Raw genomic sequence first — 26,976 nt, 5'->3', positions numbered from 1 at the left:
CGTGGCCGACGCGTTCCAGACCGATACGTCCGAGACGGATCCGCCTGCGGGCGGTACGTCCCAGAGCGGCGGCTCCGAGACCGGTACGTTCCAGGCCGGCAGGCCTGAGATCGGCATATTCCAGACCGGTGCGTCCGTGGGCGTGTGGCTCGGGACACGCGCCTGCCCGGTGGGAGCCGGCTACAGAGGCTTGATCCCCGTCGCCTGCTTGCCCGTCGGCCCGTCCGCGACCGTGAATGAGACCTTCTGACCTTCAAGGAGCGTCGTGAGGGTCTGCGTCATGATCTGGGAGAAGTGCACGAAGACGTCTTCACCGCCGTCGTCTGGAGTGATCCAGCCAAACCCCTTGGATTCGTTGAACGACTTCACCGTGCCGGTCATGTCTAGCCTTCCAGTGATCATGACATATCTGGAACATCATCCAACAAAAACCCTATTGGGGACAGCGGGCCGGCTCCACCGTCCCCGGGGAACCTCGCCGCCGGGAGTCCGTCTCTCCCGGCGGCGAGGGGCTTTCAGCCCAGGCCGTTGAGGTAGGCCCGGTGGCTACGGGAGAATTCGAAGGCGTTGTACTTGTCCCAGTTGATCGACCAGGTCATCAGGCCGCGCAGGTTCGGGTAGACGCCCCGGGGCCGGTAGGACCCGCAGTTCGTTCCCTTGGCCAGGCAGTCGAAGGCCTTCTGGACCTCGCTCACCGTGGTGAAGCCGTTGCCCGCGAAGGGGGCGGCGGGCAGGCCGATGGCGACCTGGTCCTGGCGCAGGGCGGGGAAGACGTTGTTCGGGTTTCCCGCGATCGGGAAGCCCGCGAGGAGCATGTCGGTCATGGCCACGTGGAAGTCGTGGGTGCCCATGGTGTGGTACTGGTTGTCGAGCCCGGTGATCGGCCCGGAGTTGTAGTCCTGGACGTGCAGCAGGGTCAGGTCATTGCGCATCGCGTGGATGACGGGCAGGTAGGACGCGGCGCGCCGGTCGGCGGAGCCGTTCGGTCCCGGACCGTAGAACTGGTAGCCGAGCTGGACGAAGAACGTCTCGGGGGCCATGGTCAGCACGAACTTCGAACCGTACCTGGCCTTGAGCGACTTCAGCGCTGAGATCAGGTTGACGATCACCGGGGTGGTGGGGTTGGCGAGGTTGGTGTCACCGTTGTCGAGATAGAGCGAGTGGCCCTCGAAGTCGATGTCCAGCCCGTCCAGCCCGTACCTGTCGATGATGGCTCCGATCGACTGGACGAACTTGTCCCGGGCGGCCGTCGTGCTCAGCTGGACCTGGCCGTTCTGGCCGCCGATCGAGATCAGCACCTTCTTGCCGAGGGCCTGCTTCGCCCGGATTCCCGCGATGAACTCGGCCTCGGACTCGACGTTGGGGCACTCGGCGACCGGGCACTGGGCGAACCGGATGTCACCCGAGGTCACCGAGGTCGGCTCGCCGAAGGACAGGTTGATGACGTTCCACTCGTTCGGCACGTCGGCCATCCGGATGTAGCCGGAGCCGTTGGCGAACGAGGCGTGCAGGTAGCCGACCAGCACCCGCTTGGGCAGGTCGCCGGGGGGCGGCGCGGTGCTGACGACGGCGGAGACCTGGCCGGACCTGGCCGACTCCCCGGCGGAGTTGGAGGCGCTCACCTGGTAGGTGTGCGTGCCCGCGCCGGGGGTGTCGGTGTAGGAGGTTCCGGTGGGCGCGGCGACCTTCGTCCCGTTGCGGTAGACGTTGTAGGCGGTCGCTCCCGTGGAGGCGTTCCACCTCAGCGAGACGCTCGTACCGCTGACGGTGGCGGCCAGCCCCGACGGCACGGACGGGAGCTGCGGCTGGCCGGTGCCGACCGTCACAGAGACCGCGCCGGACCTGGCCGACTCACCCGAGGCGTTGGTCGCGCTCACCTGGTAGGAGTGCGTGCCCGTGCCGGGGGTCTCGGAGAAGGTGGTCCCGGTTGCGGCGGCGACCTTCGTCCCGTTGCGGTAGACGTTGTAGCCGGTCGCTCCCGAGGAGGCGCTCCAGCTCAGCGAGGCGGTGGTGGCGTTGCCGGTGCCGGTGAGGCCGGTGGGCGCGGCCGGGGGCTGTCCCTGTCCGGCCGCTCCGTCCAGCACGAGGTCGTCGGCCTGGTAGGTGCCCTGGCCGTACCAGCCGTTGACGTAGACCGTCACCGAGGTGGTGGAGGCGCCGGTGGTGAACGTGGTGGACAGCTGGGCGTAGGCCGACGGCGAGGACGTCCACGTGCTGGGGTCGGTGCCGCCGGTGCCGGTCGCGCCGAGGAAGACGTAGCCGCCCCTGACCCAGGCCGACAGGGTGTAGGACGAGGACGGCTTCACGCTGACCGTCTGCTGGCAGCGCGCGGTGTCATTACCCGCGGGCGTCGCCTGCAACGCCTTGGTGCCGCCGTGCACCGGCGAGGACACGACCGCAGCACCCGAGGTCGCCGTACAGGTCCAGCCGGTCAGCCCGCTTTCGAAGCCTGGGTTGACCGCGATGTTGGCGGCGTGGGCGGGTGATGCGGCGAGCATCGTCCCGGCCAGGGCCAGTACGGCTACCGCCGCGAGCTTCCGCAGATTCATCCGGTGAACCCCTTGAAGATGTTGGTGAACTCCCAGGACGACTGGGAGATGCCGCTGCACGTCGGTGAGACCTGGCCGCCCGTGCAGCCGCCGTTGTCGCGCGCGCTGGACCAGAAGCCGACGAAGGCGACGTGGTTGGTGTTGGCCCAGGCGAGCAGCTTGCGGACGTCGGCCTGGGTGGTGGTCATCCCGGTGTCGTTCTTGCCGATCATCGGGGTGAGGCCGAGCAGTTTCCTGAGCTGGGCGTCGGACTTGGAGGGCCAGACGGTCTTCATCTGGCCGAGCGTCGCCTGGGCTGCGGCGATCATCGCGTCGCCCCAGTTGCCCGAGTAGCCGAAGTTCATCAGCATCGGGTTGACGATCACGTTGAGGCCCTTGGCCGCCGCGTCCTGGAGGATCGACAGCGAGAACGGGTCCACGCCGTAGTCCTGGCCCTGGATCCGCAGCGTGTAGCTGATCGTCGTGCCGCGTTCGGTCTGGAGCTGCTTGAGGGCGGCGTTGACCTTGTTGGCGTCGATCGAGGCCTCGACGTCGACGTCGAGGTGGTTGGTGCCGACGGTGTCGAGCACCTTCTTGTAGGCCGCGAGCAGCGAGGCCGAGGTGCCGCAGACGTGCTCCAGGTAGGGTCCCATCGCGCCGCCGGTGGCCACGATGACCTGGCCGCCCTGGGCCTGCAGCGCCTTGACGTCGTTGATGATCCGCGAGTCGTTGATCGGGATGGTGCCGCCCCAGGCGGGGTTGCAGCCGCTGCTGTCACCGAGGGCGAAGGCCAGGGTGTAGTTCTTCACGCCGGTCGCGGCGGCTGCGCCGGTCAGCGACGGGGTCGTCATCGTGATGTCGATGTAGGGGGCGTAGCGGATCGTGCCGCCGGACGGCGGCGGGCCGGTGTCGGTGTTCGTCCTGCCGCTTACCGAGGAGGTGTAGGCCGAGCAGTTGCCCGCCCCGTCGCAGGCCCGGACGCGGAATCCGTAGGAGGTGGCCGCGCTCAGGCCGCTCGCGGTGTAGGTCGTCGAGGTGCCCGCGCTCACCGGTGTCCCGTTGTCGCGCGAGACCTCGTAGCGGCCGATCGAACCGGAGTTGTCAGTGGACGCCCCCCAGGTCAGGCTCAGCGAGCTGCCGGTCGGGCTGCCCACGGCCAGGTTGGCGGGGACGGTGGGCGCGGTGGTGTCGGGCGGGGTGCCGCCACCGGCCGCGCCGTCCAGCACGAAGTCGTCGGCCTGGTAGGTGCCCTGGCCGTACCAGCCGTTGACGTAGACCGTCACCGAGGTGGTCGAGGCGCCGGTGGTGAACGTCCTGGACAGCTGGGTCCACGAGGCGCCGGGGGTGCCCCAGGTGCTCGGGTCGGTCGTCCCGGTGCCGGTCGCGCCGAGGAAGACGTAGCCGCCCCTGACCCACGCCGACAGGGTGTAGGACGAGGACGGCTTCACGCTGACCGTCTGCTGGCAACGCGCGGTGTCATTACCCGCGGGCGTCGCCTGCAACGCCTTGGTGCCGCCGTGCACCGGCGAGGACACGACCGCAGCACCCGAGGTCGCCGTGCAGGTCCAGCCGGCCAGGTCGTTCTCAAATCCAGGATTTGTCGTGATATTGGCCGCTTGAGCTGGTGATGCGACCAGCATCGTGCCGCTCAGAGCCAGTACGGCTACCGCCACGAGTTTTCTGAGACCCATCGGAATTCCAGGGCGGAGACCCTTGGCCACGGCCGAGAGCGGGACGCCCCTGCCTCCCTTCGATTGCGGTCATGCTGGGGTTTTCGATGATCTTCAAGGCCGGGTGACCTGCACGGTCACGGGGATACACGGGGATACGGCCCGCACCCCTCGCTCGGGGTGCGGGCCGTGGTCGTCAGAAGCCCGCGGTGATGCGGGTGAACTCCCAGTCGGTCTGGGCGATGCCGCTGCAGGTGGAGGTCACGCCGCCGCCCGGGCAGGGACGGTCGCGGTTGACCGCCCAGTAGGCCAGGCGGGTGAGGCCGTTCGACTTGGCCCAGTTGGTGATCTGGGTCCAGGTCGCCGGGCTGGTCAGCTCCTGCTGGTCGGACAGGCCGTTCATGCCGGAGATGCCCATCCGGGAGTAGGCCTGGGCGTCGGTCCAGCCGTTGGCGGACTTCAGCGCGTTCTTCAGACCCTCGGAGGCGTTGACCGTGCTCTGGTACATGTTCGCGCCGCCGCCGAAGTCGAACGGCATGATCGTGTAGTTGTCGATCGGCACGGCGAGCGCCTTGGCCTGGTTGATCAGGCGGATGCCGGCGGCCGTGGGGCCGGTGGTCGAGGTGCCGAAGGTGACGACGACCTTGACGTTGGGGTTGTTCTGCTTGACGATCTTCAGGCCGTTGAGGATCCGGTCCTGAACGGTGTAGTTCTCGAACTCGTCGGTGTTCTCGATGTCGAAGTCCACGACCGCGGGGCCGACGGCGTTGATGACCTGCTGCACGGCGCCGGCGAAGGCCGCCGGGGTGGCGCAGTTCGGGCCGAGCTTGTTGCCCGACCAGCCGCCGAAGGAGACCTGGACGCTGCCGCCCGCGGCCTTGATCTGCGAGATCGCCTGAGCGTCGGCGCCGCCGGTCAGCGGGCGGTTACCGTCCCAGGCGGGGGTGCAGCCGCCGCTGGACAGGATGAACGCCATGGTGAAGGACTTCACGCCGGTGGCGCTCATGACCGTGGCGGGGTTGGGCGGGCTGCCCCAGCCCATGTAGAGGTACGGTGCGCCGGCCATCTTGCCGCCGGCCGGGGGGTTGGTGCAGCCGGTGGTGGTGGCGCTCGCCGAGGCGCTGGCGGCCGACTCACCCTGGGCGTTGTACGCCTTGACGGTGTAGGTGTGCGAGGTGCAGGTGCCGAGCGAGCCGACGGTGGTGCTGGTGCCGGTGACCTGTGCCCGCTGCGTGGTGCCCTCGTAAACACGGTAGCCGGTGACGGTGCCGCTGGAGGCGCCCCACGACAGGGAGATCGAGGAGTTGGTGGTGCCGGTGACCGACGGGGCTCCGGGCGTGCCCGGGGTGCCGGGGTTGGGCGGGGTGCCGCCGGCGCAGGACGCGCCGTTGAGGGTGCAGTTGGACGGGGTGGCGCTGCCGGGGGTGCCGTTGAAGCCGAAGCTCGCGGTCGCGCCGGGGGCGAGGGTGCCGTTCCAGCCGACGTTGGTGAAGGTGAAGCGCTGCCCGCTGCGGCTCATCGAGGCGTCCCAGAAGGAGCCGATGTTCGCCCCGGAGGGCAGGTCGAAGGCGACCGACCAGCCGTTGATCGTGGTGGTGCCGCCGTTGGTGACCGTGTACTTGCCCTCGAAGCCGGTACCCCAGTTGGAGACCTTGGTGAAGGCTGCGGTGGGGGGCGCCGCGAACGCGGGGGTCGCGACCATCGACAGGCCGAGTGACACGCCGAGTGCGGCCAGGACCGCGGTCAGTGTTCGTCGAAATCTCATGTTTTTTCCTCGGTTGGGGGGTGCGAGGTGGTGGGGGTGCGAGGTGCTGAGGGTGTGAGGTTCGGGGCCTGCCCGGCCGGGTCGTGAGGTGCCGGGCAGGTCCGGGGACGCCGAAGGTGGCGGAGGGCTAGGGCAGGGTGGCGAGGTGGGGCTTGACGGTCCTGGAGAAGTTCCAGTTGTTGGAGGCGTCCCAGTTGATCGACCAGGTCATGGCGCCGCGGATCCCCGGGTAGGCGCGCGGCGGCACGAAGCTGCCGCAGTTGGTCCGGGTCGCCAGGCAGGTCAGCGCCTGGTTCACCAGGGACGGGGCGACGATCCCGCCGCCGGCCCCGCCGGGTCCTGCGGGCAGGCCGAGCGCCACCTGGTCGGGGCGCAGGCCGTTCTCCAGCTGGATGCAGGCCAGCGCGGTCATGAAGTTGACCGTGCCCTGCGAGTAGGCGGCCATCTGGTCGCAGCCGAGCATCGAGCCGGAGTTGTAGAACTGGGTGTGGACGACGGTGAGGATGTCCTTGATGTTCAGCGCGAGCTTGAAGTACTCCCCGCCGGTGGACTGCATGTCGATGGTCTGCGGCGCCATCGTGATGATCAGGTTCGCGCCCGCCTTCGCGCGCAGCGCCCGCAGTGCCTGACCCATGTAGGTGGCGTTGAGGCCGTTCTCCAGGTCGATGTCCACGCCGTCGAAGCCGTAGCTCTGCATCAGGGCGTAGACGGTGTCGGCGAACTTGGTCGCCGCGGCGGCGTTGGCCACCTGGACGCGGCCCAGCTCACCGCCGACCGAGAGGATGACCTTCTTGCCGCGTGAGTGGAGCGTCTGCACGTCCGCCTTGAACTGGGCGTCGGTGTAGCCGCCGAGGGAGGCCGACAGGCCGGGGTCGACGCTGAAGACGACCTCACCGGCAGTGGCGGTGGACTCGCCGAAGGCGACCGCGACGAGGTCGTACTCGTTGGGCACCGCCGACAGCTTGAGCTCGACGGCGGGGTTGTCGAAGTTGTGCCAGTAGCCGGTGAGGAAGTGCTTGGGCAGCGGGCTGACGGTGCAGCCGGTGGTGGTCGCGCTCGCCGGGTTGCTCTTGGGGCTCTCGCCCGCCGTGTTGTACGCGGCGACCGTGTAGGTGTGCGACTCACACGCGCCCAGACCGGAGATCGTGGCGCTCGTGCCGGTGACGGTGGTCTTCAGGGTCGTGCCCTCGTAGACCCGGTAACCGGTGACGGTGCCGCTGGAGGCCCCCCAGCTCAGCGCGATGCTGCCGGAGTTGCCCGTGGCGGACGGGGTGCCGGGCCTGCCGGGCACCCCGGCGGTGCAGCCGGTGGTGGTCGCGCTCGCCGGGTCGCTCTTCGTGCCCTCGCCGGTGGCGTTGTAGGCGGCGACCGTGTAGGTGTGCGACTCGCAGGCGCCCAGGCCGGAGACGGTGGCGCTCGTGCCGGTGACGGTGCTCTTCAGGGTCGTGCCCTCGTAGACCCTGTAACCGGTGACGGTGCCGCTGGAGGCCCCCCACGACAGCGTGACGGCGTTCGCGCCGCCGGTCGCGGTGGGCGTGCCGGGCTTACCGGGAACCTGGATCGTGGTGCCGCCGCCGCAGGCGACGCCGTTGAGCGTGCAGTTGGACGGGGTGATCCCGCCGGGGCTGCCGTTGAAGCCGAAGCTCGCCGACGCCCCCGGAGCCAGGGTGCCGTTCCAGCCGACGTTGGTGAAGGTGAAGCGCTGCCCGCTCCGGCTCATCGAGGCGTCCCAGAAGGAGCCGATGTTCGCGCCCGAGGGCAGGTCGAAGGCGACCGACCAGCCGTTGATGGTGGTGGTGCCGCCGTTGGTGATCGTGTACTTGCCCTCGAAGCCGGAACCCCAGTCGGAGCCCTTGGTGAACGTGGCGGTGGCGGTGGCCGCCTGGGCCGGGAGGGCGATCACCATCGTCAGGACGATGGCCGCCAGAGCGACGAGAGATCGAGCGATGACGCGAAACTTCACGTTAACCTCATGCATTCACTGGGGGTGACCGTACGGCTTGCACCACGTGGGGGGCGCTGGAGGCGGACGTGAGCGCAAGCCGTACGGCGTGGTGGCCACGGCTCCGCCCGGGGGAGGGCGGAACCACGCCGTCGATCAACGCGGGCCGTTATCCACGGCGGTGGTGAGAAACGGCCGGGCTGGACGTTCTGGCTGGTCAGGACCGCCGTGATGTCATCCCTGAGCGTGCGCTTGTCCTCGGACCACGATCCCGGTCGGAGATCTCGGTGACGGTGGTCGTGACGGCTGCCGCGCTGGCACCGCCGGGCACGGACGGCCCGTGCGGGAGGCTTGCAGCCGCAGTCAGGAAGAGTAAGGGAAAGGTGCGCCGCATGATCGCTCCCATGAAGGGGGGAACCTGGGGGGATGAGACGTCCGGACGGTCGGACCTTCTGCGGTGACAACTGCCACCATCGAGTTTCCGCAGCCTGCAATCGAGGCTGCCGGGGGCGAACGGGCCATGGGGACTCCCATTCGGTATTTCTTTTAGGAAAGTTTCCTAAGAGTTGCCGTGATCGTAGCTTTGACAGACTCCTCCCACAAGGCCCAAAAAAGTCGATTTCCGACGATCCAGCTAGGCACGTTCCAAATATGGGATTCCGCGATCGGATGACGCCCCGCGCCTGCCCGTCGAGGCGATTCCGGGTGGCGACTCCGCCCCCGTCCCATCCCGGCCGCCCTCTCGCCCGGAGCCGTCCGCCCCGACCCCGGCCCCTCCCCTCGGGCCGCCGCCGATTCGGACCGGGCCGTCGACTCAGACCAGACCACTGGCTTAGGCCAGACCGTCCGCTCAGGCCAAGCCGTCCGCTCAGGCCAAGCCGTCGGCGAGGGCCTCGGACAGCGGCTTGCGGACCAGATCGGGCACCTCGGCGTCATGCGCGGCGTAGCCGATCGGGAAGAGGATGTAGGGCCGCTCGTTGCCGGGACGCCCGCAGATTTCCGTCAGGAACGCCATCGGGTTCGGGGTGTGGGTGAGCGTGGACAGGCCCATCGAGTGCAGGGCCGCGATGAAGAACCCGCATGCGATGCCGACGCTCTCGTTGACGTAGTAGTGCTTGACCCTGGTGCCGTCGGGGCGCACGCCGTACTTCTCGGCGAAACAGACCACCAGCCAGGGCACCGTTTCGAGATAGCCCTTGTCGGAACCGGTCTCCAGGTGGGCCAGGGCCTCACGCCACTCGGGGGTCAGCCGCCCGCCCTCGTAGTTCTGCCGCTCCTCGACCTCGGCCGCCTCCCGCACCCGCCGCCGGCCCTTCGGGTCGCCGATCACCACGAACTTCCACGGCTGCTGGTGCGCCCCCGACGGCGCGGTGTTCGCGGCCATGACGGCCAGCTCGACGCACTCGCGCGGCACCGGCTCGTCGCTGAAGAACCGCACGCTCCGGCGCCGGTCCATGTGCTCGTAGAACTCCCGGCCCCGCGCCACCATCTCCGGCTCGGGGTAGCGCGCGGGCCGGTACGGGATGAACGGATGGGAATGCTCCTGCGCCATGATCGCCTCCATGAGTGCCATATATGAAGGCATAGTCTTAATTGCGACTACAAATGGTGCAACAGACTGGTCATTTCACTGTCAGATTGGCAGTTAACGGTCGGCGCGGCGCCTCGGAGGTGGGCAGATTGACAGTCAGAAGGACCGGGAAGAACGGCCTGGACGACCTCGACCGCAAGGTGCTGCATCTGATCAGGGAGCGTCCGAGGAGCGGTCTGCTGGAGCTGGCCCGCCTCCTCGGCGTCGCCCGGGGCACCGTCCAGGCCCGCCTCGACCGGATGATCGCCGACGGTGTGATCACCGATTTCGGCCCGAACCTCTCCCCCGGCGCCCTCGGCTACCCCGTCCAGGCGTTCACCACCCTTGAGGTGGAGCAGGTCTCCCGCGCCGACATCTCCGCCGCCCTGTCCGCGATCCCCGAGGTGCTGGAGGCGCACATCGTCACCGGCCCCGGTGACGTCTGGTGCCGCGTCGCCGGCCGCGACCACGAGCACATCCAGGAGGTCATCGACCGGACCCTGGCCATCCCCGGCGTACGGCGGAGCAGCACGGTGATCACCCTGTCCACCGTGGTCCCGCACCGGGTCCAGCCCCTGGCCGACCTCGGCTGAGCCCGCGATCCGCCGGCAGCGCCCGCACCCGCGACCCGGCCACGACCACCGGCCCCGCTCCTGCTTCGGCCTCTAGCGGCCCAAGGATGGAGACGCGCACGGAAACATCCCTTACGGCCGTCTGGACAACCTCGGCCGGACCCGCGACGCGCGTGACGAGACAAGTTCGGGGTCCGGTACGGCGAGCCGTACCGGACCCCGGCTTCACCTGACGGCGAAGCCGCCGAACGGGCCTTACGCGACGCTGAAACCGCTGAACAGCAGGAGGGCCAGACCGAGGGCCACGACCACGTTGACCACGGTCGCGGCGGCGAAGACACCGACCGGGCGCCAACCCGCCTCTCTGAGCGAGGCCACCCGGAACTCCAGGCCGATGCTGACGAAGGCCAGGATCAGGAACCAGATCCGCAGGTCGTTGACCACGCCGATGGTCGCCTTGCCGTCCGCCGCGCTCACCGTGGACAGCCACCAGGTGGCGATCACGGAGGCCGCGACGAAGCCGAGCACGAACTTCGGGAAGCGCCGCCAGAACTCGCCGAGCCCCGGGCGCTTCGCGTCGGCGCGGCGCTCGACCCGGAAGGCGAAGTAGGCGGTCAGTGCGATGGTCACGACGCCGATCAGGGCGTTCTGGGTGACCTTCACGATGCTCGCCACCGCGAGCGCCTCGTCCCCGACGATCGCACCGGCGGCGGTCACCGCGGCGGTGGTGTCGATGTTGCCGCCGATCCACGCCCCGGCCACCTCGGGGCTGAGCCCGAACACGCCGGCCAGCCAGGGCAGGATGAAGATGGACGGCAGGGCGAAGGCGATCACCAGGCTGGCGCTGTAGGCGAGCTGCTCGCGTTTGGCCTGCACCGCGCCCGCCGCCGCGATGGCCGCGCTCACCCCGCAGATCGACACCGCGGCCGCCAGCAGCGCGCGGAGCTTGTCGTCCAGGCCGAGCCTGCCGCCGAGCCACCAGGTGAACAGGAACACCGTGGTGATCAGCACGATCGCCTGGATGATCGCGGGACCGGCGGCCGTGGCGATCACCTTGAGGTTGATCGAGGCGCCCAGCAGGACCAGGCCCGTCTTGATGAAGAACTCGGTGCGGAATCCGCCGGCGAGCCGGTCGCGCAGCCCGGTCGCGGTCAGGATCGCGTTGCCGACCAGGCCGAGGATGATCGCGTACACCGGATACTCGACGGCCGCGCCGATGTCCTCCAGCGCGGTGCCCGCGAGCAGGTCGGGTACGTTCCTGTCCAGGTAGCGGGTGCCGGCGGCCAGGAGCAGGACGACGAGGACGCCGAGCAGCGCCCACACCCATCCGGCGCCGGAGGCGACCTCGGGACCGTCGGGCGCATCGATCTCAGGGCGGTCGGACGTGCCGACCGCGGGACCGCCGGATGTATCGGCCGCGAGACCGTCTGGCGTACCTGCCGGGGCGTCCCGGCGCTCCTCGGTACTCATCAGGGCACCAGCCCGACGGGGATGACCCCGGTGAGCACCAGCACCAGCAGCACGAGCCCGACGATCGTGGCCGCCCAGTCCTCGTTGATCGCCGTCCGGCCGTCGTCACCCGCCGGGGGACCTGTCTCGCTCATCTCACGACCTCACTCACCGTCTTGCGGTACGCCCCGAGCTATTCCATAGTAAATAGATAGGAATTAAAGGTAAATAGATCTGGCGAGCCGGATCCTCTTCGACGGCCTCCGATGCCGACGGGGCGGCGGACCCCCTCCGAAGCCCTCCCGAAGAGCCTTCGGGTGCCTTCCCTGAAAGCCCTTCCGCGAAGTCCCTCCACGGCGCCTTCGGGGAGTCTTTTGGTGCACCCTTTGGGAGTAAGGTGACGAAGCATCCCGTAACGCCCTCTGGAGCATCACCGTGTTCTTCGGTATCACCGATCTATGGACCTATGTCCTCGGCGCCTTTTTCATCATCCTGCTCCCCGGCCCGAACTCCCTCTACGTGCTCGCCACCGCCGCGCAGCGTGGGGTGCGGCAGGGGTATCGCGGAGCGGCGGGGGTCTTCATCGGCGACACCGTCCTGATGGTGCTCGCGGCGGCCGGGGTCGCCTCGCTTCTGAAGTCGACACCGATCCTGTTCAACGTCGTGAAGTACGCCGGAGCGGCCTACCTGGCGTGGATCGGGTTCCAGATGCTGCGGGGAGCCTGGCGCTCCTGGCGCAGGCCCGCGAGCGCGGAGGCCGCCCCCGCGCCGGAGCGGACCGAGGAGGACCCGTTCCGCAAGGCCCTGGTGATCAGCCTGATGAACCCGAAGGCGATCCTGTTCTTCATCTCGTTCTTCATCCAGTTCGTGGATCCCGCCTACGGCACGCCGGCGCTGTCGTTCCTGATCCTGGGCGCGATCTGCCAGCTGTTCAGCGTGCTCTACCTGTCGGCGCTGATCTTCGGCGGAACCTTCCTGGCCAATCAGTTCCGGGCGCGCCGCAAGCTGTCGGCGGGGCTGAGCACGGGAGTGGGCATGCTGTTCCTCGGCTTCGGCGCGAAGCTGGCCACCGCGACGCTCAGCTGACCTTGGCCCGAGGCCGGCTACCGCACCGCGACCGACCATGACCCCGAGGCCGGTTACCGCGACGCCTGGTCGGCCATGGTGCGAGACCGGCCGACCGGCACTCGATCGGCCTCGGATCGAGACCGATCACCGCGGCGTCTGGTTGACCTTGATCGCCACGCTGACGAGCGAGAGGAACAGCTCGGCGTCGGCCCTGCTGTCGATGGTCATGATCACCCATCCGGCGTCCGTGCCGGGGGTGACCCGGTGGCAGTCGGTGAGCACCCGGGCCCATCGGTCGATCATGGGGGTCGTGAGCAGCAGCTCCGCGGTGTGGTCTCCGCGCATCCTGACGATCTCCCGGCCGCTGGCCCGGAAGCCCAGCCCCCTGCGAGTGCGTTTCAGCGCCAGGGCGGGCCAGCAGATGAGCTGGGCCGCCACGTTCGCAACACCATCGGTCGAGCGGCCGGACGTGTGCGCGCGCACTGCCATGCCTCAATCGTCGCGGACTGGACCCATTCGGGAAAGCTCCCGTTTCTGAACCGTTATCCGAGTGACGAACCTTCCGTTAACCAAGACGATCCGCGGCTCGATCCGGCGGCGGAGGCGATGCTCGCCGATTCCGACGGAGACGACCTACGCCCCGGCCCGTAGGGGCCTCGTGACGGTGTCGGCCGGTTCCCGCAGAGGCGATCCACGCCCCGCCCCGGAGAGCTCGTAACGGTGTCGGCCGGTTCCCGTCGAGACGGTCTGCGACCCGGTCCGGGGCGGCCGCCAGGGTATTCAGCGGTTCCAGCAAAGGCATCGATCCGGGTCGGGTACGGTGAGTGGCCAGCAAATACTCCGGGCTGATCCCCCCTCATAAGCCCATGCGGCAGGCCCGACACGTCTGACGGCCTCATACCGGGGTAGGCCCGAGTTCTCAGCCTCTGCTGTAATCCACCGTTCCGTGGAGTGTCATGAGCTATCCGCCCGTCGTCCTTCCTCGCCTTGCGGTTCTGGCTCGGCAAGCGGTGCCCAAGCTCCTGGAGGGCGTGGTCGCCCCCCTCGCCGTCTTTTATGCCGCGCTGGCCCTCCTGGGCGAGCACGGTGCGCTGATCACCGCGGTGAGTTGGGTGTACGCGGGGGTGGGCTGGCGACTGATCCGGCGGATCCCGGTGCCCGGGACGATGGTCCTCGCCGCGATCGCGATCACCGTGCGGGCGCTGATCGGATTCTGGAGCGGGAGCATGAAGTTCTTCCTCCTCCAGCCCGAGCTCGGGACGATCTGCATCAGCATGGTCTTCCTCGCCTCGGTGCGGCTGAACCGCCCGCTGGTGCAGAAGCTGACCCTCGACTACATCCACCTGCCCTCGGCGGTGCTGAAACACGAACGGGTTCGCCGCTTCTTCGCCCGGATCACCCTGCTGTGGGCCTTCGTGCTGCTGACCAACTCCACGGTGAGCATCTGGCTCCTGGTCCACCAATCGGTCGGCACCTACCTGCTGGTCCGCACCACGGCCGTGGCCGTGATCACCGGCCTGGCGGTGGCCGTCTCCCTCTACGCCTTCCGCCGCGTCCTGCGCCGCCTCCACCACGACCCCGCCCCCGCCGCCCTCACCGCCGGATCCGCTTAGCGCGGATCAGCCGGCGCGGACTTTGGTTATGACCGCTGCTCGTGGCGAGTACGAGGACACGCACCGGTCGGTCGATCGGCCGATCCGGACCAGCCTCATGAGGTGCGTGCGCACACCCTGCGTCTCGCCCGCCCCGGTGAGGGTGAGCCGGGCCAGGATGGTCGCCAGCGGTTAACGGAGTGGCGGATTTGCCGAAGTATGCACGGCAGTTCTGCCGCAAGATCCATGGCAGGCTAGCCGTAGACATCGTGGCAGATTCGCCGGATTTTCAGGAGCTTGCTCGTCCGGGGGCGAGGGTCAAGCATCTGAAGGATGCCATGGTCACCGGCGCTTGGCCCCTTGGCCTCACCCTCGCACAACACGTGCCGGAAAAAGACGGCCCCGGTGACGAGAGGGAGCGGAATGCATGACATGAACGAGATCGTGGGAAGCCACGACCTGCTGCTGGTGACCCTCGACACACTCCGCTACGACGTGGCCGAGGAGTTGATGGCGGCCGGGCGGCTGCCCACTCTTGAGCGCGCGCTGCCGGGCGGGCGGTGGGAGCGGCGGCACAGCCCGGGGAGTTTCACCTACGCGGCGCACGCCGCGATCCTGGCGGGGTTCCTGCCGACTCCCGTCGCGCCCGGCCCTCACCCCCGGCTGTTCGCCGCCGCGTTCCACGGGAGCGAGACGACGGTCCCGCGCACATGGATGTTCGACGAGCCCAACCTGCCCGAGGGGCTGGCCGGGGCCGGCTACCACACCATCTGCATCGGAGGGGTGGGGTTCTTCAACAAGCGGACCCCGCTCGGCTCCACCCTCCCGGGGATGTTCGCCGAGAGCCACTGGGAGCAGTCCTTCGGGGTCACCTCGCCGACCTCGTTCGAGGCGCAGATCGAGTGCGCCGAGCGGGCGGTCGCGGGGGCTGCCGGACCGGTGTTCCTGTTCGTCAACGTCTCGGCCCTGCACCAGCCCAACTGGTTTCATCTGCCGGAGGGCACCCGCGAGCGCGGCGACGGCCACGCCGGTCACGCCGCCGCGCTGGAGTACGTGGACCGGCACATCGGCAGGCTGTTCGCCGCCATGAGTGCCCGGCGGCCGGGATTCGCGATCGTCTGCTCCGATCACGGCACCGCCTACGGCGAGGACGGATACACCGGCCACCGCATCGGCCACGAGGTCGTCTGGACCGTGCCGTACGGAGAGTTCACGATGAACCGGGGAGAATGGCGGTGACCCGAGGCCGGGACACGCGCGAAAAAACCACCGACCGGTCCGGCACCCGGATCAGGTGAGGGCCGCCTCTCCCCGCCGGCGAGACACTCCAGGAGCGAGGCCGCCTAAGAACGGACCCGCTCGGCCAGGGCGAAGGCGCCGGTGAGACCCGCGACGAGACCCGTGAGCAGCGTGAACAGGCTCACCAGACTGACCACGCCCGCACTGCCGGGGCCGCCGGTGGTGAAACCGTTCGGGGTCAGGACGACGAGCATCAGCCACATCGACCATCCGAACATGGCACCCGAACCGATCCAGGCCAGCGTCACCGGCACCCAGAGTGGCCTGCCGGAGCGCCGGCCGATGACGATCCACAGGCCCGCCGCCGCGGCGATCGCCACCGCCGCGTTCACCCCGTACCCCAGGTAGAACATGAAGGAACGCCCCGCGATCACGTCCGCCGGGAGTCCGAGGGGAGAGCCGAGGACCCAGCTCAGGTTCAGAGTCGCCAGGATCCCCGCGACCAGCACGGTCCCCCGCGCCACGAAGACCTGCAGCTCCCGTGTCGGGCTCGGCGGGCCGTCCTCGACCCGGGTGGCGAACACCAGCGGCCAGCGATGCCTGGCGTGGTGGACGAACGCGATCGTGAGGCCCAGCCCCTGGCAGACGAACCCGGTGTAGACGACCAGGTAGACCCATCCGGCCACCAGGTTTCCCGGGATGACCGGAGCACCGCCGAACAGCGCGGCCAGGGCGCCCAGCGGAGCCTGGATCGAGATGGGGACCAGCAGTCCCGTGGCGACCCACATCGGCAGGAGGATCAGCCCTGCCGGGATCCGGCGGCCCCAGGGCCTGACCAGGGCCAGCACGACCAGCAACGCCACCAGGTCCATGCAGAAGGTGAGGAGGTTGAGGGCGAAAAAACCGCCGTCCTCGATCACGGCTGGATTCTCGACGCCCAGGTTGCCGCCGGCCAACCAGGTGATCTTTAGAACGATGTAGGGGAGCACACCCGCGACGACTGTCGCGGCGGCCGCCAGTTGAAGCGCTCCCGCCCGCGTGCCGTCGTTCGCTTCGGTCATGTGATCTATACGTACCACTCCGGTGGCCCCGATCTCCGGCCTCCGCAGGATCGGTTTCCCCGCGGATGAAACCGATCAGCGTGTGGGCCCGAAGAAAGGGCAGGGAGGTTTCATGGTCATCGCACGGCAACCGAAACGCTGGGCAGGGCTTCCGGTCTTCGCTCTGGCACTCGTGCTGGTGGCGGTCGTGGGATCGCTGTCCGCGATCAACGCCGGCAGCGAGTACATGTCGCTGGAGCGTCCGCCCTGGGCGCCGCCGCAGTGGCTGTTCGGCCCGGCCTGGACGGTGCTCTACGTCATGATCGCGATCTCCGGCTGGCTCGCCTGGTCGGCGCGCGGCTGGACTCCCGCGCTCGGCGTCTACGCGGCCCAGCTGATCCTCAACGCGGCGTGGACACCGCTGTTCTTCGGCGCGGAGCGGTACGGCCTGGCGGTCGCCGAGATCGCGGTGCTCTGGCTCGCGATCGTGGTCAACATCATGATGTTCCGGCGGATCAGCCGACCGGCCGCCTGGCTTCTGGTGCCCTATCTCCTCTGGGTCACCTACGCGGCATCGCTCACCATCGCCATCTGGCGGCTCAACTGAGCCCGGCGGCCCCGCCCGGCGGGTGAGGATCGCGATCCGGGCCCGGCCGCGTGCCCCCATCCGGGCCGGGGCCGCGGCTTCCCCCGAGATGACCAGCCGGGCCAGGACCGTGGCGCCCCCTTCCCCCAAGGTGAGCGGCTCCTCCCTCCGAGATGACCAGCCGGGCCAGGACCGCGGGCTCCCCCGAGGTAACGGGCCCCCTGACGAAAGTGGGGGGTGGGGGCAACCTTTCGTGCGATGTGCCGTGCTTCGTCCTCTTCCTAGGGTCGATGGGACCGATCCCCCGATGAGCTCAGGGCACGACGGTCCCTGAGCGAACTCAGGGACACGGCGAGCGAACACCGGGGTCCTCCCCGGATGCCCTGAGATCACCGGGTCGGCAGCGTGCTGTGTGGATCCCCCCGACCCTGACTGGAGCACGACCATGACACAGACCATCCTTGACGCCTTGCACGATGTGATGAGCTCCCCCTGGGTCTATCTCGCCCTCTTCGCGCTGGCGATGCTCGACGGGTTCTTCCCCGTGGTCCCCGCCGAGACGTCCGTCATCACGGCGGGTGTGTTCGCCGCCGCCACCGGCGCGCCCAATCTCGCGCTGGTGATCGTGGCGGCCGCCCTGGGCGCGTTCGCCGGTGACCACATCTCCTATGCCATCGGGCGCACCACCAACGACCGGCTGCGCAACGGCAGGCGCAGCCGTAAGGCGTTCGGCTGGGCGGAGAGGGCACTGGCCGAGCGCGGCGGGCTCGTCCTGGTGGTGGCCCGCTACATCCCCGGCGGCCGGACCGCCTGCACCATCACCATGGGCGCGGTCGCCTACCCCCGGCGCTCGTTCGCCCTCTTCGACGCCGTCGCCGCCGGATCCTGGGCGATCTACTCGGGGCTGATCGGCTACGTGGGCGGCGCGGCCTTCGAGAACGACCCGATCAAGGGCCTGCTGCTCGGTCTCGGCATCGCCCTGACGATCACCGCGCTCGTCGAGATCGTCCGGCACGTACGGCGACGCCGTACCGTCCGGGAGCCCGAGCCGGTCCTGGTCGCCTCGAACGACTGACGGCCGGACCTCCACCGCGCGTGCCGGCCGCGCTCAGGGACGTACCCAGATCATCGTGTGCCACCTGCCGTTCTCCTCGGCGGCCAGGACGAGCCGGTCGTCGTCGAAGTTCAGCTCGCGGATCTGGGTGCCGACCAAGATCGGGTTGAGGGCCATCTCGATGTCGTGGGCCACGTGACCGTTTCGGAGCTCGTAGCGTCCCGCGCAGGAGAAGAAGGACGCGAACGCCTCGGCCTGCGCCTCGGCCGACGCGTGCCGAGCGGTCTCCGCGGGCAGCGGGACGCGCCCGGCCCGTGCGACGGTCGCGCTCATGTGGCCGTCGGATGTGTAGCAGAGCAGGCCCACCGCGTCCGGGCCGAAGGGATGTGAGACCCGCCCGGCCGCACTGACGATCCGCCACTCGACCAGCTTCCAGGCTCCGACCAGATCCATGCTCGCGAAACTACGATAAGCGAAGCCAGCAGGTCAACAGCCCCGACGCGAATCTCAGGGAATTCGCCCCGAAGTCAGGGTGAACCCCGATGGCCTGAGCGCCACCTTCGCGGGACGCTGCCACTAGTCCACCGAAAGACCACATCCGGACGCCTCAGCGAGGCGCTTCGGACATCTCGCCATGTCTTCATCTGCTTGAGAGGAGTGCGCATGACTGTGTTGGCGGTCGGTCTGGCATTGCTGGGATCACTGTTCTTCGCACTCGGCGCCGCGCTACAACAGTTCGAAGCGGCGAGTACGGTCAACGTCAACCTCCGTCACCTGATCAGGCGTCCCCGATGGCTGCTCGGCGGCCTCGCCATCGCGGTCGGCACCGCCCTGCACATCGTCGCGCTGAAGTACGGCCCCCTCACGGTGGTCCAGCCGATGGGCGTGGCCAGCCTCCTGTTCGCCCTGCCCTGCGCCGCCGCCCTGCAACGCCGCAGGCCCCAGCCCGGCGAACTCGCCGCCGCGGCCGTGATCGCCATCGGGCTCATCGGTCTGGTGCTGGTCGTGCCCGAGCACACCGGCGACCCCCACCTCAGCACGGGAGGGGCGGCGACCTTGCTCGCGGGGGCGGCCACCGCCGCTCTCGCGCTGTGGATCACCGCCAGGCAGGCCTCACCGGCCGCGCGAGCCGGACTGCTCGCCATGGCGGCAGGGGTGCTGTACGGCGCGACCGCCACGCTCACCCGCGTCCTGGTCGACGGGAACTGGGAGCCCTGGTTCCTGCTCGCCGTCCCGATGCCCGCCCTGATCGCGCTGGCCCTGCTGCAGCGTGCCTATGCCGTCGGCCACTTCGGCATCTCCTTCGCCACCCTTCAGGTGGCCGACCCCCTCACCGCCGTCGCCTTCGGCGCACTTCTTCTCGGCGAACCGCTGCCGACCAGCACGTCGAGCATGCTCATCGCGCTGGCGGCGGCGGCGCTCACCGCCGCCGGCACCGTCGCGCTGGCACGCACCACCCCGATGTCCCCCACGCACGACGCGATAGCCCGATGAACGGAGCCCCCATGGTCATGTCAGTCGCCGCCCCCGCGCTCGCTCCCAGCTCCCTCGCCTCCCGGCCGCGCCGGGTGATGATCGGGACCGACACCTACCCGCCGGACGTGAACGGCGCCGCCTACTTCACCCACCGGCTGGCCTGCGGTCTGGCGGAACGGGGAAACGACGTCCACGTGGTCTGCGCCTCGGACGAGGGGCCGGCCAGGGTCGACCGCGTGGACGGGGTGACCGTGCACCGGCTGCGCTCAGCGCCGCTGCTGGTCCACCCGACCATGCGGATCTCGGTACCGACCCGGCTGGACCGGCTTGTCGAGGAGATCGCCCCGGATGTGGTCCACGTCCAGGGGCACTTCGTCGTCGGCCGGGCCTCGATCTCCGCCGCCCGGCGCGAGGGCGTCCCGGTGGTGGCGACCAACCACTTCATGCCGGACAACCTCTTCCAGTTCGCGCACATCCCCGAACGGCTCCGCGTGCGGGCGGGTGCGATCGCCTGGCGCGACTTCAACCGTGTCTTCTCCCGCGTGGACCGGGTGACCACGCCGACCCGGATCGCGGCGGGGCTGCTCATGGGCAAGGGCTTCAGCCGCTCGGTGGAGCCCATCTCCTGCGGTATCGACCTGGAGAGGTTCCAGCCGCGCGCCGAGCCCAAGCTGTGGGCGCGCAAGGCCTTCGACCTGCCCGACCGGGACACCGTGCTGTTCGTCGGACGCCTGGACGAGGAGAAACGGCTGGACGAGCTCATCCGCGCCCTGCCGTACGTCCTCAACAACACCGACGCCCAGATCGCCCTGGTCGGCACCGGCGGGCAGCGGGAGGCGCTCGCGAAGCTCGCGCGCCGGATCGGGGTCGGGGACCGAGTGATCTTCCTGGGGTTCGTCCCCGACGAGATGCTCCCCCAGGCCTACGCCGCCGCCGACGTCTTCGCCATGCCGGGCGTCGCGGAGCTGCAGAGCATCGCCACGTTGGAGGCCATGGCCACCGGGTTGCCGGTCGTCGCCGCCGACGCGATGGCCCTGCCCCATCTGGTACGGCCCGGCGAGAACGGTTACCTGTTCACGCCGGGGGACGCCCAGCAACTGGCCCGCCACCTGACCGGCCTGCTCGGCTCGCCCGGCCTGCGCGCCGCCATGGGCGCCGCGAGCCGTGCGATCGCGGTGACCCACGACCACCAGGCCTCCCTCTCCCGCTTCGAGGCGATCTACCAGGAGGTGGCTCGATGAACGGAACCCCCCTGTCACGCTGGCCGGGGATGGCCGGGGCCGCATTCGCCCTGGCCGCGATGGCCTACGCGCACGTGGCCGCGGCCGACACGGTGAACCCGGCGAGCGGCCTGATCAGTGACTACGCACTGGTCGGCACCAGCGCCTGGGCGCTGGTCGGTGGCACGATCATGCTGGCCATGGGGTCCCTGTGGACCGCGTTCGGCCTGGCACGGGTGGACCCGGCGCGCAGTGCCGCGGCACGTGTGCTGCTCCTCGCCGCCGCGCTGGGCCTCCTTCTCACCGCGGGATTCCCCACCGACTCGGCGCCCGACGTCGTGTCGATCGGCGGGGAGATCCACCGCTGGTCGGCGGCGGTGGTCTTCACCGCTCTGCCCTGCGCGGGCTGGATGCTCGGCCGCCGCTCCAGCGATCGGGCGCTGTCGGCCGTCAGTGCGTTGTCCGTGGTGTTCCTGGCGGCGTTCCTCGCGGCTCACCCGGGCTCACTGACCGCGGATCTGATCGACGGCTCCGAATACTACGGTCTGATCGAACGCCTGCTGGTGCTCACCGAGATCGTGTTGATCTTCCTGGCCGCCCGCGGCGTGGGCGGCTGGAATCGCGCGAGCGTGGTTCCGGCTCCCCGCGACGCGGACGACCGGAAGCGCGAGAGCGCGCTCCCCCTCACTCACCGATCGCCTGGAGCCGACCGCCTCGGCGCCCGCGCGACGGTCCCCGCCCAGCCGTCCGCGGACGACGCCCGGCGCCCTCGCGAGCCGGTCGGCCTCCACTCCACATGACCGTTCCGGCTGCCCGGCTGCGGCCTCGCCAAATCCGCCAATAGGCGTCCAATGAGACATATCTCGCTTACCGCTTCCGATCAACCTACGCTAACGTAGGTTACGGTTCCGTAGTCTGTGAGGGAGAGCCTTATGCGTGAGTTCAGTGAGACCGAGCTGCTGCTGGAGCTTGAGCCCGTTGTCGCCGGTGAGCTGGACCGGCACCACGCGGTGGCCAAGGAGTGGTTCCCGCACGAGTATGTCCCCTGGTCGGAGGGGACGAACTACGACGGCGTCTTCGGTGGCGAGGCCTGGGCCGAGACCGACTCGAAGATCCCCGAAGAGGCCCGGATCTCCCTCATCGTCAACCTGCTGACCGAGGACAACCTCCCCAGCTACCACCATGAGATCGCCACGACCTTTGGCCGCGACGCGGCATGGGGCACCTGGGTCCACCGGTGGACGGCCGAAGAGGGCCGGCACGCCGTCGCCATCCGCGACTATCTGACGGTCACCCGCGCGGTCGACCCGGTCGCGCTGGAGCGCGCCCGGATGGTGCACATGGGCGAGGGTTTCACCAACTCCTATGACGGCGTGCTCCCCTCGTTGGCCTACGTCTCCTTCCAGGAACTGGCCACCCGGATCTCCCACCGCAACACCGGCAAGGCCTCCCAGGACCCGAACTGCGAGCGCCTGCTCGCCAGGATCGCCGCCGACGAGAACCTGCACATGCTCTTCTACCGCAACCTGCTCAACGCGGCCTTCAAGCTCGCCCCCGCCCAGACCATGCGGGCCGTGACCGACGTGGTCACCACCTTCCAGATGCCCGGCACCGGAATCGAGGGTTTCACCCGCAAGGCGATGACCATCGCCAACGCCGGTATCTACGACCTGCGCCTGCACATCGACGACGTCCTCATGCCCGTCCTGCGCCAGTGGGGCGTGTTCGAGATGACGGACCTCGACGCCGACGGTGAGAAGGCCCGCGACGAGCTCTCGGAGTTCCTCGCCCGCATCGAGACCTCCGCCTCCCGCTTCGTCGAGCGCCGCGAGGCCCGCCGCGCCCGCCAGGCCGCCGGCGCCTGACCCCCTCCTCCCGGCCTGATCGTTCTCCAAAGAGGGACCGCTTCCGAGCGGTCCCTCTTGGCGTTTCCGACGCCCTTGGCGGTCCCGACGCCCTCGATGGTCCTGACGCCCTTGGCGGTCCCGGTGCGACGACGCGTTCGACGTGCCCGGTCGGCTCCCGGACCCGAGCCTCGCACGATCATGACCGGCTCACGGGCCCGAGCCTCACACGGCCATGACCGATTCACGAGAAATCACAGGCCCGGGTCTCACGCAGCCGTGACCGGCTCACGGACTCGGCTCTCAGACGGTCATGACCAGCTCGCGGGCCTGGGAGCGGTCGGCTCCGGGCCGCAGGCTGCGCAGGAAGGCCAGCACGAGCAGGGCGGCCAGGCCGGTCGTGACCGGAGGGACAAAAAAGGCCAGGGCCTCGCCGAAGCGGTCCACGAGCTGACCGGCGATGGCCGCGCCGAGGGCGATGCCCAGGCCGACGGAGCCGTTGAGCCAGGCGAACGCCTCGGTCCTGACCTCGGCCGGGATCAGGCCCTCCACCAGGGTGTAGCCGGTGATGAGGGCGGGGGCGATGACAAACCCGGCCACGACCGCCCCGCCGTACAGCAGCGGGATGGATCCGGCGAGTGTCAGGGCGACGGTGGCCGCGGAGAGCAGGCCGAGGGTGGCGGCCAGCCTGGCCGGGGCGCCGATCCGCCAGTTGACCACGCCGTAGAGGATGCCGCCGACGAAGCTGGCGCCGGAGAAGCTCGCGTAGATCGGCCCGGCAGCGGCGGCCTGGCCGAGGGCCGCGGTGTAGGAGGTGATGCCGACCTGGAGGCTGCCGAAGACGGTGCCGAGGGCGACGAAGGCCACCGCGAGCACGGCCACGCCGCGCAGCCGCAGCACCCCGTACCGGGAACGGACCCGCACCGGCATCGGCTCGGGGGCGCCCTTGCGGACCACGGCGAACACGAGCGTCCCGGCCACGACCATGACCAGTGCCACCAGCAGCGCCCAGACCGGCGAGAAACCGGTCGAGATGGCCACCAGCAGTACCGGTGCGAGGGTGAAGGTCAGCTCGTCGGTGATGGACTCCAGGGCGAAGGCCGTGCTCAGCCTGCCCGAGCCGCCGAGCACGTGCGCCCAGCGGGCGCGGACCATCGAGCCGACCTGCGGCACCGTGGCGCCGGCCAGCGCCGAGACGACCACCAGCAAGACCGCCGAGGCGTGTGCCGAGGCGAGTAGCAGCAGGGCGCCCAGCGCGGCGGCGTGCACGACGACCTGCGGGATCAGCACCTTCGCCTGGCCGTACCTGTCGGCGAGCCGTCCGGTCTGCGGGCCGACCAGCGCCGGTGACACCGCGGCAGCGGCGGCGGCGATGCCGGCCGCGCCGTACGAACCGGTGGACCAGTGCACGAGCAGAAGGACGCCGAGCTGGAGCATCGCGTACGGCAGGCGCGCGACGAACGCGGGGACGAGGAAGCGCCATGCTCCGGGCGAGCCGAGCACGGCGAAATACGACTTCAACGGATCTCCATCCAACATCCAGACGGAGACTCCGCCCGGCTCGGAAGCCCGCCGGGGGTGACGGGCTTCGACCGGGGTGATACCGCTGTCGCGGCCGCCGAGCGGTCAGTGCGTGTGTTCGTTCGGGGTGTGCGTCCGTTCAGAACACAACGGCCCCAGAGTTTATGCCACGAAACATGCCCGGCCTCCGGTGGGGTCTGCCGTCACGGGCCGGGGCTGAAGTCCTTCCTCGGCCTCCGGTGGGATGTGAGATGTCACGGGTCGGCGCTGGAGACCTTCCTCGACCTCCGGTGGGATGCGATGTCACGGGTCAAGACTGGGAGCCTTCCTGACGAGGTTGGGATCATCCGGGATCACATCCCACGAGGAGCCGGGGTGAACGACCGACCGAAGGGCCGGCCAGGCCAGGATGGCGAGGGTGGCGGCCAGGGCGGCCACCGCCACCATCGCCCCGGAGAGGCCGGTCGCCTCGGCCCAGCGTCCGACGTAGACCGGCCCGGCGAGAAACCCCAGGTAGGCCACGGTGGTCACGATGGACGTCGCCCGCCCCCGCGCGGCGTCGTCGACATGTGCGGTGACAAGGCTGATCAGTGTGGGAAAGAGCACCGCCGTACCGGCCGCGGCCAGGGCGAGCCCGAGCAGGGCGATCGGCACGGCATCGGCGACGGCCACCACCAGGGTTCCGACGCCGGCCGTCGTGGCGCCGGCGACGAGCAGGGGTGTGGCCCGGCGAGATCCCACCGAACCCGCCGTGAAGCGGGTGAGGGCGACGATGGCGGCGAAGACCGCCGGGCCGGCCGCGGCGAGCACCGGACCCGCGTCGAGCATGTCGGCGAGATAGACCGCCCCCCAGCTCTGGTGGGCGTTCTCCAGACCGAAGGCCAGGGCGCCCAGCCCTCCGATCACCAGCAGGGGCACCAGGCGCACGCCGGTTCCTCGTGACGCGGGCCCACGTGCCGCATCGCGCTCCGATCCCGCCAAGACCGCCCGCCCGCCCGCGTCCGGCACCACCGAAGCGGCCCGCCCGTCCACGCCCGACACCGCGGAGGCCGCCCGTCCGTCGGCCATGACGGCGAGGCCCGCTCCCACCAGGAGGGCCGCCACAAGAAGGAACGGCACGATGCCCGGTGTCCCGAGACCGGCCAGCAGCCCGGTGGAGAGGCTGCCGAGCACCACCCCCGCGGAGAAGAACCCGTGTGCGCGGATGACGACCGGTCTTCCCGCCGCTCGTTCGGCCGAGCCCGCCGCCGCGTTGATGGCGACGTCCGCCGCACCGGAGGACGCGCCGAGCAGCGCCAGGCCCGCCGACAGGCTCAGGAAGTCTCGTGCCGTGGCGGCCACCGCCACCCCCACCGCGCCGAGCACCACGAGCAGGGCGGCCGTCACCCGATATCCCCAGCGATCCACCGCCCTTCCGGTGGCGAGCATCGTGGGCAGAGCCCCGGCACCCACGAACAGCAACGCCGTCCCCAACCGGCCGTCACCGATCTCCGCCTGGGCCCGGATCGCGGGCACCGAAGCGCCCCAGACACCCCAGAAACCACCGAAGGCGGCGAAGCTTACGCAGGCGGTGCGTGCGCGGACGGCGCCCTTCGGAATCGGCATGCGTGTAACGATACACAAAGATCATAATCCTGAATAGATATCCTCTGCTCATGAGCGAGACGGCGGCCCGGCGGCGAGCGACCATGGTGGAGGTCGCCCACGCGGCCGGGGTGTCGGTGATGACCGTCTCCTACACCTACGGCCGGCCCGAGCGGGTCTCCGCCGACACCAGGGCCAGGGTCCGCGAGGCCGCCGAGCGCCTCGGCTACCCCGGCCCGCACCCCGGAGCGCGCTCGCTGCGCCGGGGCCGTACCGGCACCCTGGGGGTCGTCCTCGGCGAACACCTCACCTATGCCTTCGACGACCCGCAGGCGACCCGTTTCCTGTCCGGCGTCGCAGGAGTCTGCGCCGACCACGGCATGGCGCTGACCCTCGTCCCCATCACCGGAGGCCCCTCCGACGTCGATCGGGTCACCGAGGCGGCCGTCGACGGCTTTGTCGTCTGGACCACCGCCGACGACGATCCCGTCATCGACGCCATCGCCGCCACCGGCCTGCCCGCCGTGGTCCACGGCGGGCCGCGCCGTGACGGCCTCTCCTTCGTGGCCGTGGACGACCGTGCCGCCGCCGAGGCCGTGGGCCGCGAGGTGTTCGCGGGCGCGCGACGACCGGCGGTGCTCAGCTTTCCGCTCGACCGCGACAGAATCTCCACCGTGGCCTTCGGCGCCGCGACCGCGGGCACCGTTCCCGACGCCGCGACCGGAGCCGACCCCGACGTCACAACCGCCGGCACCGCGTCCGGGATCGACCCCGACACCGCGACCTTCCGGGTCACCCGCCGGCGCCTGCTCGGCTTCCGCGACGCCTGGGCCAAGGCCGGCGGCGAGTGGTCGCAGGTCCGCGTGGCCGTCTGCTCGATCAACAGCGCCCGCGAGGCCGAGGCGCTCGCCGCCGAGCTGCTCACCGGCCCGGACGCCTGCGACGCCATCGCCGCGATGGGCGACGAGCTGGCCCTGGGCACTCTCCGCGCCGCCGCCCGCCTGGGGTTCGCCGTTCCCGGTGACGTCACCGTCAGCGGCTGGGACGACACCGACGCCGCCGCCCCCGCCGGACTCACCACCATCGCCCAGTCACTACGCGACCAGGGCGCCCGCTGCGCCCGAATCGCCCTCGGCCGTCTCACCTCCACCGACCGGGACGCCGAGGTCGCCTGGAACCTGGTCAGACGCGCCTCCACCCGTCGGCCCTAGCCCACGCCGGGATCCGTTCGACGCCGGATCCGCCGAGGTTCGATC

General features: G+C 69.9%; 24 protein-coding genes. 11 read left to right on the top strand and 13 right to left on the bottom strand.

The features are described 5' to 3' along the window. Nucleotides 1–180: 180 nt before the first annotated feature. From DKM19_RS07825 to DKM19_RS07800, 6 genes are all read right to left on the bottom strand, one after another. Nucleotides 181–381 (bottom strand): cold-shock protein, encoded by a 201-nt coding sequence (locus tag DKM19_RS07825; protein WP_089208113.1) that lies wholly within the window; start codon nt 379–381, stop codon nt 181–183. A gap of 134 nt (nt 382–515) precedes the next feature. Then, a complete protein-coding gene (locus DKM19_RS07820; protein ID WP_110695121.1) occupies nt 516–2,549 on the bottom strand; it encodes a glycosyl hydrolase family 18 protein in 2,034 nt (677 codons plus the stop codon). Next, nucleotides 2,546–4,219, bottom strand: a complete 1,674-nt coding sequence (locus tag DKM19_RS07815) for a carbohydrate binding domain-containing protein (protein WP_204358698.1) — start codon at nt 4,217–4,219, stop codon at nt 2,546–2,548. The genes DKM19_RS07820 and DKM19_RS07815 overlap by 4 nt, the downstream gene beginning before the upstream one ends. Nucleotides 4,220–4,394: 175 nt before the next feature. Further along, nucleotides 4,395–5,963, bottom strand: a complete 1,569-nt coding sequence (locus tag DKM19_RS07810) for a cellulose binding domain-containing protein (protein ID WP_110695120.1) — start codon at nt 5,961–5,963, stop codon at nt 4,395–4,397. Nucleotides 5,964–6,090: 127 nt separating this feature from the next. After that, entirely contained in the window at nt 6,091–7,926 is a 1,836-nt protein-coding gene (locus tag DKM19_RS07805; RefSeq protein WP_110695119.1) for a cellulose binding domain-containing protein, read from the bottom strand. A gap of 847 nt (nt 7,927–8,773) precedes the next feature. Further along, nucleotides 8,774–9,457, bottom strand: coding sequence for a nitroreductase family protein (locus DKM19_RS07800; protein ID WP_110705546.1), 684 nt, complete (start codon nt 9,455–9,457; stop codon nt 8,774–8,776). A gap of 128 nt (nt 9,458–9,585) precedes the next feature. Here DKM19_RS07800 and DKM19_RS07795 point away from each other — a divergent pair, with 128 nt between their 5' ends. Beyond that, entirely contained in the window at nt 9,586–10,068 is a 483-nt protein-coding gene (locus DKM19_RS07795; RefSeq protein WP_239514135.1) for an Lrp/AsnC family transcriptional regulator, read from the top strand. 234 nt (nt 10,069–10,302) lie between these two features. Here the strand turns inward: DKM19_RS07795 and DKM19_RS07790 are convergent, their stop codons facing one another. Together DKM19_RS07790 and DKM19_RS52470 are read right to left on the bottom strand one after the other, a co-directional pair. Further along, nucleotides 10,303–11,517, bottom strand: coding sequence for a YeiH family protein (locus DKM19_RS07790; RefSeq protein ID WP_110695117.1), 1,215 nt, complete (start codon nt 11,515–11,517; stop codon nt 10,303–10,305). Continuing rightward, nucleotides 11,517–11,651 carry a hypothetical protein gene (locus DKM19_RS52470; protein WP_255415507.1) on the bottom strand — a complete coding sequence of 45 codons (135 nt, stop codon included), beginning with the start codon at nt 11,649–11,651 and terminating at the stop codon, nt 11,517–11,519. The genes DKM19_RS07790 and DKM19_RS52470 overlap by 1 nt, the downstream gene beginning before the upstream one ends. 280 nt (nt 11,652–11,931) lie before the next feature. On the opposite strand from DKM19_RS52470, the gene leuE reads away from it, so the two are divergent. After that, nucleotides 11,932–12,582: a leucine efflux protein LeuE gene (leuE, locus tag DKM19_RS07785; protein WP_110695116.1), complete on the top strand. Its 651-nt coding sequence runs from the start codon at nt 11,932–11,934 to the stop codon at nt 12,580–12,582. 126 nt (nt 12,583–12,708) lie between these two features. On the opposite strand, the gene DKM19_RS07780 is transcribed toward leuE, so the two are convergent. Continuing rightward, on the bottom strand, nt 12,709–13,053 hold the full coding sequence (locus DKM19_RS07780) for a luciferase family protein (protein ID WP_143653235.1): 345 nt from the start codon (nt 13,051–13,053) through the stop codon (nt 12,709–12,711). Nucleotides 13,054–13,520: 467 nt separating this feature from the next. Between DKM19_RS07780 and DKM19_RS07775 the strand changes: the two genes are divergently transcribed. Together DKM19_RS07775 and DKM19_RS07765 are read left to right on the top strand one after the other, a co-directional pair. Then, the gene (locus DKM19_RS07775) at nt 13,521–14,177 is read left to right on the top strand and encodes a VC0807 family protein (protein WP_110695115.1); all 657 of its coding nucleotides are present in this window, start codon (nt 13,521–13,523) and stop codon (nt 14,175–14,177) included. A gap of 411 nt (nt 14,178–14,588) precedes the next feature. After that, nucleotides 14,589–15,395: an STM4013/SEN3800 family hydrolase gene (locus tag DKM19_RS07765; RefSeq protein ID WP_110695113.1), complete on the top strand. Its 807-nt coding sequence runs from the start codon at nt 14,589–14,591 to the stop codon at nt 15,393–15,395. A gap of 104 nt (nt 15,396–15,499) precedes the next feature. Here the strand turns inward: DKM19_RS07765 and DKM19_RS07760 are convergent, their stop codons facing one another. Then, the gene (locus tag DKM19_RS07760; protein WP_110695112.1) at nt 15,500–16,456 is read right to left on the bottom strand and encodes a hypothetical protein; all 957 of its coding nucleotides are present in this window, start codon (nt 16,454–16,456) and stop codon (nt 15,500–15,502) included. Between the two features lie 112 nt (nt 16,457–16,568). Here DKM19_RS07760 and DKM19_RS07755 point away from each other — a divergent pair, with 112 nt between their 5' ends. Together DKM19_RS07755 and DKM19_RS07750 are read left to right on the top strand one after the other, a co-directional pair. Then, nucleotides 16,569–17,042, top strand: a complete 474-nt coding sequence (locus DKM19_RS07755) for a TspO/MBR family protein (RefSeq protein WP_110705545.1) — start codon at nt 16,569–16,571, stop codon at nt 17,040–17,042. Nucleotides 17,043–17,466: 424 nt separating this feature from the next. Next, nucleotides 17,467–18,096 carry a DedA family protein gene (locus DKM19_RS07750; RefSeq protein ID WP_110695111.1) on the top strand — a complete coding sequence of 210 codons (630 nt, stop codon included), beginning with the start codon at nt 17,467–17,469 and terminating at the stop codon, nt 18,094–18,096. Between the two features lie 33 nt (nt 18,097–18,129). On the opposite strand, the gene DKM19_RS07745 is transcribed toward DKM19_RS07750, so the two are convergent. Further along, nucleotides 18,130–18,528 carry a lipocalin-like domain-containing protein gene (locus DKM19_RS07745; RefSeq protein ID WP_110695110.1) on the bottom strand — a complete coding sequence of 133 codons (399 nt, stop codon included), beginning with the start codon at nt 18,526–18,528 and terminating at the stop codon, nt 18,130–18,132. A 210-nt stretch (nt 18,529–18,738) separates the two neighbouring features. Between DKM19_RS07745 and DKM19_RS07740 the strand changes: the two genes are divergently transcribed. From DKM19_RS07740 to DKM19_RS07725, 4 genes are all read left to right on the top strand, one after another. Continuing rightward, nucleotides 18,739–19,569 carry a DMT family transporter gene (locus DKM19_RS07740; protein WP_110695109.1) on the top strand — a complete coding sequence of 277 codons (831 nt, stop codon included), beginning with the start codon at nt 18,739–18,741 and terminating at the stop codon, nt 19,567–19,569. An 11-nt stretch (nt 19,570–19,580) separates the two neighbouring features. After that, the gene (locus tag DKM19_RS07735; protein ID WP_110695108.1) at nt 19,581–20,792 is read left to right on the top strand and encodes a glycosyltransferase; all 1,212 of its coding nucleotides are present in this window, start codon (nt 19,581–19,583) and stop codon (nt 20,790–20,792) included. Next, nucleotides 20,789–21,571: a DUF998 domain-containing protein gene (locus DKM19_RS07730; protein ID WP_110695107.1), complete on the top strand. Its 783-nt coding sequence runs from the start codon at nt 20,789–20,791 to the stop codon at nt 21,569–21,571. The genes DKM19_RS07735 and DKM19_RS07730 overlap by 4 nt, the downstream gene beginning before the upstream one ends. Before the next feature lie 132 nt (nt 21,572–21,703). After that, the gene (locus DKM19_RS07725) at nt 21,704–22,636 is read left to right on the top strand and encodes an acyl-ACP desaturase (protein ID WP_110695106.1); all 933 of its coding nucleotides are present in this window, start codon (nt 21,704–21,706) and stop codon (nt 22,634–22,636) included. A gap of 282 nt (nt 22,637–22,918) precedes the next feature. Here DKM19_RS07725 and DKM19_RS07720 read toward each other — a convergent pair whose 3' ends face one another. After that, a complete protein-coding gene (locus tag DKM19_RS07720; RefSeq protein WP_110695105.1) occupies nt 22,919–24,136 on the bottom strand; it encodes an MFS transporter in 1,218 nt (405 codons plus the stop codon). A 303-nt stretch (nt 24,137–24,439) separates the two neighbouring features. Continuing rightward, nucleotides 24,440–25,741, bottom strand: coding sequence for an MFS transporter (locus DKM19_RS07715; RefSeq protein WP_110695104.1), 1,302 nt, complete (start codon nt 25,739–25,741; stop codon nt 24,440–24,442). A 50-nt stretch (nt 25,742–25,791) separates the two neighbouring features. On the opposite strand from DKM19_RS07715, the gene DKM19_RS07710 reads away from it, so the two are divergent. Continuing rightward, nucleotides 25,792–26,931: a LacI family DNA-binding transcriptional regulator gene (locus DKM19_RS07710; RefSeq protein WP_110695103.1), complete on the top strand. Its 1,140-nt coding sequence runs from the start codon at nt 25,792–25,794 to the stop codon at nt 26,929–26,931. Nucleotides 26,932–26,976: the final 45 nt, after the last annotated feature.

It is taken from the genome of Streptosporangium sp. 'caverna' (genome assembly GCF_003203775.1).
GTDB classification, from domain to species: Bacteria; Actinomycetota; Actinomycetes; order Streptosporangiales; family Streptosporangiaceae; genus Streptosporangium; species Streptosporangium subroseum.
Note: the sequence above shows the minus strand (reverse complement) of the source record. Positions and strands in the feature narration are given on the sequence as shown.